The sequence below is a fragment of the Larkinella insperata genome (genome assembly GCF_026248825.1).
Lineage (GTDB): Bacteria > Bacteroidota > Bacteroidia > Cytophagales > Spirosomataceae > Larkinella > Larkinella insperata.
In genome coordinates this window covers 5,864,565-5,877,403 of sequence record NZ_CP110973.1, presented here as the reverse complement: position 1 = coordinate 5,877,403, position 12,839 = coordinate 5,864,565, and the positions used below count along the sequence as shown (strand labels likewise).

The window sequence follows — 12,839 nt, the reverse complement described above, 5'->3', positions numbered from 1 at the left end:
TTTTACTTCATCCAGAAAATCTTGCTGGTGAATTGATTGATGGTTCCCTGCGTGCCAACATTGGTGGCGTTGTTGCTGTATTCGCTGGTGGGGTAGAGCAACCGGACGGGAATCTGCCGCACCGTTACGCTCGGGTCTTGGGAAATCGGGATGGTGCCCGGCAACCCCAGCCGGCGGTAATCCGACCAGGCTTCGAATGGAGCCGTGCCGTTTTCCGAAGCCCATTTCTGGGTAATGATGGCTTCCAGCTTGTTGGGCGATGCGTCCCAGTTTACGTTGGGTTCGTTGGACTGGGAGTAATACGCTACGGCTTCGGCGGCCGTACGGCCCACGTTGATGAACGATTCGGTAATGGCCGACTGGTACAACGCTTTCGGGTCGCCCGGGATCCACCCGCGCAGGGCTGCTTCCGACTGCATGAAGAGACTTTCGTGCGATTGCAGGATGGGCGACGCCTGGCTGACATTCCGCAGAACCCCCGGCCCGACATTCGACACCTGGCTGTTGACCAGCGGTTCGGTTGTGCCGAAATAGGTGCCGTTGAACGTATTGGTCGTTCCCGGCACGGGCGTGTAAAAGGCGCCTATTCGGGGATCGTTGGTCTGCTGGTAAAACTGAATGCCGTACCGGTTGGCCTTGTACTGGTTGTTGAGCGACGTAGGGTTGCCGTTGATGGCGTAAAAGGCTCCGTACAGCGGATTCTGCTGGTTCTGGGAGTTGCTGTAGCCCGGATTGACGCTCGCGTTTTCCCGCGGACCGAGAAAGCCGTACCCCGACGCGTTGAGGGCTGCCAGCTGGGTCTGAATGAACGGCGCCCGTTCGGGTTTTTCGGATTGCCGCAGCAACATGCGGAGCTTCAGGGTATTCCCGAATTTCAGCCACTTGCTGACGTCGCCCCCGAACAGAATGTCGTTGGTACCCGGGTTGAGCGTACCGGTGCCGGCGTTGAGCAGAACCTGGGCCGAATCGAGCTGCCGGAACAAATCCTCGTAAATGACCTGCCCGCTTTCGTAGGTGGGCAAAATGTTGGTCGTACCCTGCAGGGCCGACGTGTACGGAACGTTGCCGTACGTATCCACCAGAATCTGAAAATGCAGGGCTTTCATGATTTTCGCCATGCCCCGAAGGATGGGCTGATTTTGCGCGGCAGCTTGGTTGTCAATGTATTGGTAGTTGTTCAGGATGAGGTAGGCGCTGGACCAGATGCTGTTGTTGAACGACTGCGTAAACAGGTAATTTTTGTCGGAGGTGGCAATCGAAAAGTTGCCGCTCCAGTTCCAGTAGCCCATCCATAAATTCAGAAAATAGAAATTTCCGGTATTTCCGCTGGGCGCATTGCCGGTGAGGTACCAGCCCGTCGCGGCCAGCGCACCGGGCAGGACCAACTGCGGAGTCGCGGCTGTCACCTGGTTGGGGTTGTTGTTGACGTCGAGGTAATTTTTGCACCCCGTCACCAGGATGACCAGGCCCATCAGCAGGCCCGCCGTTCGTTTTTTTATGGAGTTCATGATGTTTGCTGATCGAAGTGATTAAAAACCGAAGCTGAGCCGAAAACCGTAAAACCGGGTGGGGGGCGTCTGGTATTCGGTGGTGGTTCCGACGGCGTTGCTGGTGTCGTTGGCGTTGGCACCGCCCGAAAATTCGGGGTCGGAAAAGACGTTGGTTTTGGGGCGCAGCATGAGCAGATTCCGGCCCGTCAGCGCCACGTTCACCGATTTAACGACCCGGGTGCGGGCCAGTATGGACGTGGGAATGGTGTAACTCAGGGCCACTTCCCGGAGCTTCCAGAAATCGGCGCTCGTTACGTAGCTGTAGCCCGCGTTGTTGAAGCCCGAATTGGTCCAGAGCACCAGGTTGCCGTCCCGCGTGGTCACGTTGGTGTTGGGGGCGTAGATGTTCGTACCGTCCGTATTTTGCCCCGTCACCAGAACGGAACTGGGAAAAACGAAATTCTGCCGACCGGCGTAAGTGGTCCGAATTCCCGCTCCCGTAAATTCCAGCGCGTCTCCGATGGCGTTGTAGATCACGGCCCCACCGCGGTATTCAACCACCGCCGACAAACTGATGCTTCTGTATTTGAAGGTGTTGTTCAGGCCAAAGCGGTATTTGGGCTGGGTCGTACCGGCGTACCGGAGCGTGGGGTCCAGGATGGGGTAGCCCGTTGCATCCACCACGGGCCGCCCGGCAAACTGGCCGCTGGGATCGTAATTGGCGGCAGTCGGGTCGGTGGTCTGCACGCGTTGAATGTCGCTGACAAACAAAGCCGGGTAGGGGAGACCTTTGCCCGCGTAGACGTTCGAGGCCGTGGGAGACAGGGCCGGCCGGTAGGGGTCGGTGCCGTACGGAATGTTTATGCGATCCAAACCCTGGTACACATCCGTCACCAGGCTTTGCAGGTAGGTAAAGTTGGCGTTCAGATCCCAGCTAAAATCACCGGCGTTGACCAGCGGGCGGATGGTCCGCAGATCCAGCTCAACCCCCCGGTTTCGCATGGACCCCGTGTTGACCAGCGCCGATGAATAGCCGGTGGCCCGCGAAACTTCGATGGGAACGGTCTGGTTGGTTGTGCGGGTGTTGTAGTAAACGGCTTCCAGGTTAAACCGGTCGAACAACCCCACTTCCAGCCCCACTTCGGTGCTGGTCGTAAACTCGGGGCGCAGGTTTGGGTCGTTCTGCTGCGTACTTTGCCCAAAACCCGCCTGCCCGCCAAACGGAAAACCCGTGCCGGGGTTGAAGACGTTTTGCAATTGATAGGGCGCAACGTTGACCTGCCCAACCCGCGACCAGCCCGCCCGAACCTTGGCGTAACCGATGGCCTGGCTGTTTTTCAGCGCCGGAAGAACCTCCGACAGAATCACCGACGCATCAACGCTGGGGTAAAAAAACGAGCGGTTGCTCGGCGCCAGCAGGGTGGTCCAGTCATTGCGGCCCGTCGCGTGAAGAAACGCAAAATCCTGGTAGCCTACGGTCACATCACCGAATACTCCGATCAGCCGGTTTTGGCTGTTGTATTCCGATACGGTCGGGTTTCCGAGTCGGTTGGCAATGTTGTACGTGCCGGGAACAACGAGGGCTCCGGCGTAATCGTACATCGACCGCCCGAACTCCTGCCGGGTTTGCTGGCCCAGAATCAGCTTGGTGGTGAAATCGCCGAATTTGGGGCTGAGCGTAACCAGCAGATCGCCCGTAAACCGGGTTCGCAGCTGCATAGCGTCCTGAACGGTGGCGTTGGTATGCCCGCCCGCCGACGACGCGATGTTACCCGCTTCCCAGGGATCACCGGTGGCATATTCCGAAAAGATGACGTCGGCAATGTGGGCCTTCAACTGCGAATTATAAACCTGCCCGCCAATCCGGTAGAGGACATTAATCCAGTTATTGACCTGGTAGCCCGCGTCGACGGAACCCTGGATGGTGTAAATATTCGTTACCCGGCGGGAGTTATTGTCGGTAACCTGCCAGTGCGGATTGGGGTAATAGGCGTTGTAGAATCCGTTTACGTTGCCGTACGGCGACGTGATGTCGTTCAGCGGATAATCGTTGAGGGGAGCGTGGGCCTGCTGGTTCAGCACGTTCCAGTACACGGGCCGGTTCTGGTTAAAATCGCCGTTCTCGGTATTAAGGCTCTGGTAAGCGAACTGAATGCTGGCGTTGGTCGTAATTTTATCAACCGAGCGTCCACCTCGCACGCTGATGGTGCTGCGCTGGTAGTGATCGTTCGGAACCACGCCGGTCTGATCGACGCGCTGCAAGCTCAGGCCAAAAAAGTTCTGGGCATCCCCGATCCGGTACGAAACGTCGTGCTGCTGGGTAACGCCGGTGTTGAAAAACGCCCGGCGAGGGTCTTTGCGAGGGGCCGCGTAGGGCACCATCAGGGTATCAATCGCTACGTTTCCGTTGGCATCCCATACCTGAACGCCGTAGCCGAGGGGTTGCAGGGAGCCGTCGTAGGCCGGGCCAAACTGCTGGTTTTCGTAGGGAACGTACAGCCGGTTGTAATTGCGGTTGTAGTACGGAGCGCCTTCCCCCCCGTTGCCGCCAAACTGGGTTTGCAGGCCGGGCATGTACGAAATGCTCTCGAACTGCGTGTTGTTGGTGTAGGTAATCTGCGGTTTGTTGTTTTGGGTGCCCCGCTTGGTGGTTACAATCAGCGCCCCGTTGGAGGCATCCGAACCGTAGAGGGCGGCCGCGCTGGGGCCTTTCAAAACCGTGGTACTTTCAATGTCGTTGGGGTTGATGGAAGTCAGAAACCCGATGTCCGATACCACACCGTCGACAACCAGCAGGGGCTGGTTGTTGCCCAGAAAAGAGCGGTTTCCCCGGAGCGTGATGCGCACCCCGGCCCCTACGGCGTTGTTGGTGGTGCTGATCTGCAAACCGGATACTTTAGCCGCTAATCCGTTTGCGACGTTGACCGGGGCCGCCTGGTTGATCTGTGCGCTGTTGATGCGGGCGACCGACGTACCGATTTCCCGCTCCGTCCGCTGAATCCCAAACCCGGTCACGACGACCTCATTCAGCAGGGCGGCATCAGCGGCCAGTACAACATTCAGCGTCCGCCGGTTTCCTACGACAATGTCCTGTGACCGGAACCCGACGAAGGAAAACGTCAGTGTTGTCGATGGGGGCGCTGTAAGTCGGTAATTCCCTTCCACATCCGTTGTGGTTCCCCGGGTGGTTCCCTTCACGACAATGCTCACCCCCGGCAGCGGGGAGCCGTCGTCTGAGGACGTCACTTTTCCGGTAATGGCAACGTCCTGCGCCAGCAACGGCACACCACAAAACAGGATAAAGCAGGTGATCAATAATATGGGCCACTTTTTAAAGGGCATCCATCGGGTAGTTTTTCTCATAAGAGTTGAGTTGGGGTAAACAATGAATCCGTCGGTACGCGGTAGAAGCAGGCTGGTTCGGGATGTGAAGGGCAACCGGGTTGGACGCTGTTGACCACACCACCCGCCCGGCCTAGCGGGCACGACGGGTGGGTGCCGACCCCGGCCGGGTCGGCAATCGTTTCTCGTTAAGACAGGTTTCCGCGGAAGTTGTCGGAATCTGCCAGGTGGCTATTCGGAGTAGCGTTGAGTTTCGTCATCATCAGGGAGTCGTTGCGTGAAAGCTAACTGCTGACCCTTTAAGGCAAACGCCCGGCATTTGCTTACCCGAACGGAGAAAAGTAAGGAAACGGGTCCGTGCAGCCGGCCCCGTCGCGCCGGGAGCGTCCGCCGGAATGTCCGGTAAACCGCCCTGACGGCATCCACCAGACGCCCAAGGCCGACTTTCCCGAAAACAGTGCCCCGGCGAGTTGGGTTGTAACGGAAACGTAAACGAGTCAGAAACCATGAACCTCTTGTTGAATGCGCTAGTTGTCAGTGGATTGCTTAGTTTATCAGCCTTTCAGACGGGCCAGACACCTGCCGGAACCGCCCAGAAATCGGTACGGGTAGCGCAGGGTGAGGTGGGCCGCTGGGCGGGGAACTGCCTCCGATGCAGTCTGGAAAAGCGGGTCTGGCCAGCCGTCAATGGCACCTGCTACTACCCGATTGACATGGAAATGAAAGCCGGGAGTTACACCATATCCCGCCGAACCACCGGGGGCAAGCTGGAAACGGCCCAGCTCATTGTGACCGAAAAGCCCTGCCGACCGGAAGACTTTCCCAATTTCCCCAAGAAAGAGTACATCAACGTTTCGCCGGAAAACCGGAAGAGAGCCACCCGCGAAGCGGCAGAGGTAAAACCGCTGATTAGTTACCAGGCCAGCGTTCGGCCGGCGGTTTTCGACCTGCCCATCGGCAAACCGGCCAGTCCGCTGCCAAGGGGCGAGGGGAATTTTGGCGCCTGCCGCACGTTCAACGGCCAGGCCCGCGACCGGCATACCGGCCAGGACTATCCGCTCACCGAGAGCAAACCCGTGCTGAGTGTCGCCAACGGCCGGGTGCGGCTGGCGGCCAATCAGTTCTACAGCGGAAATGCCGTTTACATCGACCACGGCAATGGCCTTATTTCGGAGTATTTTCACCTGAAAAGTTTCTCGGTAAAACCCGGTCAGACGGTTCAGAAGGGGCAGGAGATTGGCCGCGTCGGGCAAACCGGGCGGGTGACCGGCCCTCACCTGCATTTTGGCGTTCGCTGGCACGGAGCCTGCATCAATCCCGGTTTTCTACTAATCGACCCGGCTGATTTGCCGGAGGTAAAATAACCCGGCAATACGGGTCCGTTACCGACGGACAAGCGCAACATTTGTGCGGCCGGGCATTGAATTTTCAGCGGCTATTCCCGTTCTTGCCAGCCTATGAAAGTGTATTGGTGGAGTCTGCTGTGGCTGCTGACGGGCAGCCCGCTTCTTGCTCAAAATCATGCCCGGAATCTGCGCACCCTGGCCGCCGTCAAAGAGGCTGAAAAGCAGATCGTTCTGCTCAATAATCAATCCAGGCTGGTTCCGCTGGCGGATCTTCGGGATGTCAGAATAGCCAGCGTCCATTGCGGAGGCAGTCATCCGGCGGTTTTTGACAGCATTGCGTCGAAGTATGCGCCGGTAACGGGTTTTTCGCTGGGGTCTTCGCCAAACGACTCCGCTTTTTTTGCCCTGCACGACCGCCTGAAACTCCATAACCTCATCCTCATTACGTTATCGGAGTCGTCGCCTTTTGGGCCGGGGTTGCTGAACTTCATCCGGGAACAGCAGGCCAGCAACCGGGTTTTGGTTGTTTTGACCGGGAGCGGCCAGAATCTGGCTTTTCTGGACCCGTTGACGGCGCCCGTCATCTGGTCGCCGGGTAACACGGTGGAAGGAACTGCGGCCGCGGCCCAGTTGATTTTCGGGGGCATCGGGACTGCCAACCGGCTGCCGGTTTCCTACAGCAAACCGTTTCAGCAGGGCAGCGGATTTACCACCCCCAAAACGCGGCTGGGGTATTCGGTTCCGGAAGCCGTTGCCGTGAACAGCGACCGGTTGGCGGTTATTGATTCGCTGGTAGAAGTCAGTATTGCCCAGCACGTTACGCCCGGAGCGGTGGTGCTGCTGGCCAAAGACGGGCAGGTTATTTTCCACAAAGCCTACGGCCATCACACCTATACCAACGAGGAGGTAACCAAACTCGACGACATTTTCGACCTGGCTTCGGTTACCAAAGTCAGCGCCACGACCCCGGCCATCATGCGGCTGTATGACCAAAAACGGGTCGATCTGAATGCGCCGATCAGCAAATACGTGGCCCAAACCCGCCTGATTCCGGATAAAGCAACCCTCACCGTCCGCGAGGCCCTGCTCCACGAAGCCGGTTATACCCCGTATATCAAGTTTTACGAGCAACTCAAACCGCTGGACCTGAGCGCCGATTCCTCCGCCGACTTCCCCACCAAGGTGGCCGACCGGTATTTTCTGCGGAAGAATTACTTCGAGGAGGTCATGTGGCCGGTGACGTTGAAGTCGAAGGTGGAAACCCGGGGGCGATACGTGTACAGCGACGTTAGCATGTACATGATGAAGGAAGTGATCGAAACCGCTACGCACCAAAAACTGAACGACTTCGTTCTGAACGAACTGTACCGACCGCTGGGGCTACAGGCCACCGGTTTTCTGCCCCGCAACCGCTTTCCCCGTTCGCGGATTGTTCCCACGACCGAGAACGACAACTGGTTCCGCAACATGCGGGTTCAAGGGTACGTTAACGATCCGGGCGCGGCCATGGCCGGGGGCGTTGAAGGCCATGCCGGGCTTTTCGGTACCGCCAACGATCTGGCGATTCTGTACCAGATGTACCTCAACAAGGGAACGTACGGCGGGGTGGGCTACATCGACCCCGCGACGATAACCCTTTTTACGGCGGAGCAATCGGCGGCAAGCGGCCGGGGCTATGGCTTTGCCCGCGCCACAAAACCCGTCACCAAACCGTATCCGTCCGCCCAGGCTTACGGCCACAGCGGCTACACGGGCACCTACGTCTGGGTCGATCCCCGCTACAACATGGTCTACATCTGCCTGACCAACCGGGTGTATCCGGATGACGGAAAAACATACGGCAAACCCGCCCTGAATTTGCGGGGACTCATTCTGGACAAGTTTTACGAAGCTGTGCTTCAGGGTAACTAAACCGGCGCCATTCCCTTCTCAACGAAGTACTTAGCTCTGCACTGTATCCAACAAACCCAGCCCATCAGGGCTGGGTTTGTTGGTGTTGTTTGGTTTTTGCCAAATTTTAAACGGCAAAACTGCTGCAAAACGATTTTTTATTTCTCTTTAATTCCCTTACTTACTAGCAGGAAGGCCATTTTGGGCTTTTTATCCGTTTTTATCAACATGCTATGAAAATACCTTTCTTACGTTGCCGAAGTAGTTTCGTCAGGCTACTCTTCATTTTTTCGTTGCTCGCTGGCCGGGAAATCCGGGCTCAGGGCACGGCCTACACCTTTCAGGGGACCATTACTTCCAAAGCCGACGGAAAGCCCATGCCAGGTGCGTCCGTCGGGATTCCCGGAACGTCTTTCGGGGGCATTACCCAACTCAACGGCGAATACCGCTTCACGGCCACCCTGTCGCCCGGAACCTATACGCTTCAGATTAGCTCAGTGGGCTACCAGACGCAAAGCCAGCGCGTTACGCTGGGGCCGCCAACGACCGTGACCACCAACGTCAGTCTTTCGGAAGACGCCCTGGGGCTGGATGAGGTGGTCGTCACGGGAACGTCCGGGGCCACCAGCCGGAAGCAACTCGGAAATACCATCGCAACCGTGCAGGCCAAAGACCTTCAACTGTCAGCCGCCACCTCGATTGACCAGGCGCTGGCCGGGAAGGTTTCGGGGGCCCAGATTACCCAGAACTCCGGGAACCCGGCCGGGGGCATCAGCGTCCGCTTGCGCGGGCCGAGCACCATCGTCGGCTCGTCCGATCCGCTGTACATCGTCGACGGCGTGATTATCAACAACGATTCGCGGGAGCTGATCGACCTGGGGGGGTATTCGCAGAACCGGCTGGTCGACATCAACCCGAACGACATTGAACGCATCGAAATCATCAAGGGCGCGGCCGCAGCGGCTATCTACGGGTCGCGGGCCAACAACGGGGTGGTGCAGATTTTTACCAAACGCGGGCAGGAGGGCCGGCCGACTGTAAATTTTTCGACCCAGTTTCGCCTGAGCGACATCCGGAAAACGCTGCCGTACAACCAGTACCCCGCCGTGTTTACCAACACCACCGTGACCGACCAGACCCAGACGCCGGTAACGCGTTACGATTTGCAGAAGGATATTTTCCGGACGGCCACCGGGCACGAACAATACCTGTCGGTGTCGGGGGGCACGCCCACGACGCAGTATTTTTTCTCCGGTTCACTGTTTGCCAACCAGGGCATCGTCCGGGGGGCGGAGTTTAGCCGGGCGTCGAGCCGGATGCGCATTCAGCAGACGCTGACCAAATGGGCTACCCTGAGCATCGGTTCGGCCTACACCTACAGCAGCAGCCGCGAGATTCCCAACGGCGGGCTGAACGAAGCTTACGGGGCGCTGACCGGTTTTATTTTCAGCAACAACTTCATCAACCCCCAGCCAGACCCCGTCACGGGAGCTTATCCTTCCACGGCGCCCACGGCCCTGCTCCGCCGGACCAACCCGCTCGAAGCCATCGCCCGGTTTGATTTTCGCCAGCGGACCAGCCGGTTCATCGGCGATGCGCAGCTAAACCTGACCCCCCTGCCGGGTCTGGGCATCGACTTTACGTTTGGGGTCGATACGTACTCGCAGCTGGCCACGGGCTACATTCCGCCCAACAACACAACGCCTTCCTACAACGCCGGGTATTCCCGCAAAAGCGAAGCCGCCGTTTTGCAACTCAACAACGACCTGAACATCCGCTACCAGGCCAGCCCCACCGAATGGCTGAAATCCACCACGGGCGTCGGCGCGACCGTGCAGTACGACCGCAGTTTTGTTACGAACATCACGGCGCAGCAACTGGGCGTTTTCGGCCAGACCATCAACAACGGAGCCAACATCGTCGCGGGTGAAACCCGGACCGAGCGGAGCTTTATCGGGGTTTTTGCGCAGCAGACCTTTGGGCTTTTCAACCGGTTTTTCGTGACGGCGGCCGGACGGTTTGATGCGGCCTCGGTGTACGGGGTGGACAACCGCTGGCAGTTTTACCCCAAACTCAGCGGTTCCTACGTAATTTCGGAAGAGTCGTTCTGGAAGGGTTCGTCGCTGGCAACGGTATTACCGGACTTTAAAATCCGGGCGGCCTGGGGGCAGGCGGGTAACCTGACGGCCATCGGGCCTTACGACCGATTTACCAATTATTCCCCCGTTACGGTGGGCGGGCTGGTGGGCTATCTGGCACCTGCTCAGTTGGGAAATTTCAGCGTAAAACCCGAGCGACAGACCGAACTCGAAATCGGCACGGATTTCAGCCTGGCGAAAAACCGCATCGGCGTGGAATTTACGTACTACAACAAGCAGGTGAAAGACCTGATTCTGAACCGTACGCTTTCGCCGAGTACGGGGTACAACAACCGGTTTGTTAACATCGGTACGATGACCAACCGCGGCTTTGAAGTGCTGGTGCGCGCCATTCCGCTGGAAACCAAAAAGGTGCGCTGGAACATCACGGCGACCTACACCCACAACAAAAACGTGACCGATGGCGTGGAAGGCAACGGCGTACTGCCCTTCGCCGGGGGCTTCGGTCAGGTGGCGGCTGTCAACGGGTATGCCCTGGGCGCCTTTTACGCAACGTTTTTTGCCCGCAACCCCGACGGAAGTCTGTTGCTGACGCCGGGCGGTTTGCCGCAGCGCGAACGCGGTATTCAGGGGCCAAACGGAACCTATACCGTGCAGCGGGGGGCCGACGGCCAGCCGAGCGGCACGATTCTGAGCAAGGTGATCGGCAACCCGAACCCGGCTTCGATCTATTCGCTCATCAACGAGGTAGCGGTGGGTTCGCGTTGGTCGTTCCGGATGCAGTGGGACGCCATGCAGAATTTTGACGTGTTTAACTTCACCAGACGCGTGGGCGACCGCGACCTTTACGGCGGTCTGGCCGGTTACGAACCCGAACTGCGCGGGGAGGTGCCGAAAGGAACGAGTGCCGCCCTGTTCAGCATTTTCGAGAACTGGATTGAAGACGGTTCGTTTATAAAACTCCGGGAACTCTCGGCGGCCTATACCGTCGCGCCGAAGTTCTGGGGCTTCCGCAACGTGCGGTTCAGCGTTGCCGGGCGTAACCTGCTGTCGATCGACAACTACAGCGGGTACGACCCGGAAACCAACGCGGCTGGTCAGTCCAACGCCGTGCGCGGGTTCGACTTCGTGGAGGTGCCCATTCCGCGAACGCTCACGGTGGGCATCAACGCAACCTTCTGATACCGGTTTTCCGGGGCAAGCCGCACCTAGCCGGTGCGGGCTTTGTTTCCTTCAACTCATTTGATACCTTATGAACTTGACACGACTTTTTTTCCTCATAGCCGCCCTGTCACTGGCGGGTTGTAAGCTCGACGTGACCAACCCCAACGGCCCGACCGACGAACAGGTACTCAACACCCGCGACGGCATGATTACCCTCAGCATCGGGATGCGGCAGTTTTACTCCACCTCCGGCCTGGAATCGCTTATTCTGACAACTGGCACCACCGCCCGGGAAGTGAAGGGAATCACCACCTTTACCAACATTCTGGAACTGGAAGCGGGCGGGACGGGCCTGCCCACCTTCAACGGCAACGTGCTGAGCCTCTGGCTGCGGCTGCTGCGGGTGATGGGCATGGCTGAAGACCTGCAAGCCAACGCGCCAACGGTTCTGGCGGGCGAACCCGCTTTGCGCAGCGGTGTCCTGGCCCACGCCAACCTGTTTAAGGCAATGGCGCTGGGCGGACTCGCTACGGCTTTTGAACAACTGCCGCTCCAGACCAACCGCACCGGGCAGGCGACATTTTCGGACCGCAAAGCCGCCGTGGCCGAAGCCATCCGGTTGCTGGACGAAGCCCTGGCACTGGTAACGGCCACACCTCCTTCGACCGTGTTTACATCGCAGGTGGCCGGACCCGATTTCGACCTGATCAATACCATTCAGGCGTACCGGGCGCGGTACAACCTGGTCGCGGGTAACTATACCGCGGCCCTGACGGCGGCCAATGCCGTAAACCTGACGGCCCGGTCGCAGTTCGTTTACAACACCCAGAGCCCGAACCCGGTGTACCAGCAGGTTCAGATTTCGGCCAACTACGCCCCGCGCGACAATTTCGGTTTACCGGCCACGCTGGTTGAAGCAACCGACGCCCGGCGGACTTTTTACCTGACTACGCCCGACAAAACCGTTAACGGCGAGCCCCTGAAAACTTTGCGGGGCTTCTTTGACGCCATCGACCGCCCGATTCCGGTGTACTTGCCCGACGAAGTGCGCCTGATCCGGGCCGAAGCCCTCGTTCGGAGCAACGGGGATCTGACGGCGGCCGTGGCCGACATCAACGCCGTGCGCACGCAAACCACCGGCGACCCCTTTGGGGTTTACGCCGGATTACCCGCCTATAGCGGCCCCGTTACGGCGGAGGCCCTGTTGCAGGAGATTTACCGGCAGCGCGGGGCCGAATTGTTTCTGACGGGGCAGCGACTGGAGGACAGCCGCCGGTTTGGGCGACCCGCCCCCCCAGCCAACCTGACGGAACGAAACCGGAATTTTTATCCGTACCCTGATCAGGAACGGTTGACCAACCCCAACACGCCCGCCGATCCCGTTGTCTAATCAATGAGTGTAAAAACCCGGAGACACTTCCGGGTTTTTCGTTTTTTACCAAACAAAGGCCGTTTACGAAATAGGATTCGTAAATCTGATCAGGATGTTACTATTTTTATAACAAGCT

The 12,839-nt window shown here is 58.5% G+C and carries 6 protein-coding genes; 4 read left to right on the top strand and 2 right to left on the bottom strand.

The features are described from left to right. Window positions 1-2: 2 nt before the first annotated feature. Together OQ371_RS23625 and OQ371_RS23620 are read right to left on the bottom strand one after the other, a co-directional pair. A complete protein-coding gene (locus OQ371_RS23625; RefSeq protein WP_265990826.1) occupies window positions 3-1,508 on the bottom strand; it encodes a SusD/RagB family nutrient-binding outer membrane lipoprotein in 1,506 nt (501 codons plus the stop codon). A gap of 21 nt (window positions 1,509-1,529) precedes the next feature. After that, window positions 1,530-4,853 (bottom strand): SusC/RagA family TonB-linked outer membrane protein, encoded by a 3,324-nt coding sequence (locus OQ371_RS23620; RefSeq protein WP_265990825.1) that lies wholly within the window; start codon window positions 4,851-4,853, stop codon window positions 1,530-1,532. A 485-nt stretch (window positions 4,854-5,338) separates the two neighbouring features. On the opposite strand from OQ371_RS23620, the gene OQ371_RS23615 reads away from it, so the two are divergent. The 4 genes from OQ371_RS23615 (at window position 5,339) to OQ371_RS23600 (ending at window position 12,721) form a co-directional block, all read left to right on the top strand. Next, window positions 5,339-6,196, top strand: a complete 858-nt coding sequence (locus OQ371_RS23615; RefSeq protein WP_265990824.1) for a M23 family metallopeptidase — start codon at window positions 5,339-5,341, stop codon at window positions 6,194-6,196. A 93-nt stretch (window positions 6,197-6,289) separates the two neighbouring features. Next, window positions 6,290-8,089 carry a serine hydrolase domain-containing protein gene (locus tag OQ371_RS23610; protein ID WP_265990823.1) on the top strand — a complete coding sequence of 600 codons (1,800 nt, stop codon included), beginning with the start codon at window positions 6,290-6,292 and terminating at the stop codon, window positions 8,087-8,089. Window positions 8,090-8,301: 212 nt separating this feature from the next. Next, window positions 8,302-11,349, top strand: coding sequence for a SusC/RagA family TonB-linked outer membrane protein (locus tag OQ371_RS23605; RefSeq protein WP_265990821.1), 3,048 nt, complete (start codon window positions 8,302-8,304; stop codon window positions 11,347-11,349). A gap of 70 nt (window positions 11,350-11,419) precedes the next feature. Further along, window positions 11,420-12,721: a RagB/SusD family nutrient uptake outer membrane protein gene (locus OQ371_RS23600; RefSeq protein ID WP_265990819.1), complete on the top strand. Its 1,302-nt coding sequence runs from the start codon at window positions 11,420-11,422 to the stop codon at window positions 12,719-12,721. Window positions 12,722-12,839 lie beyond the last annotated feature (118 nt).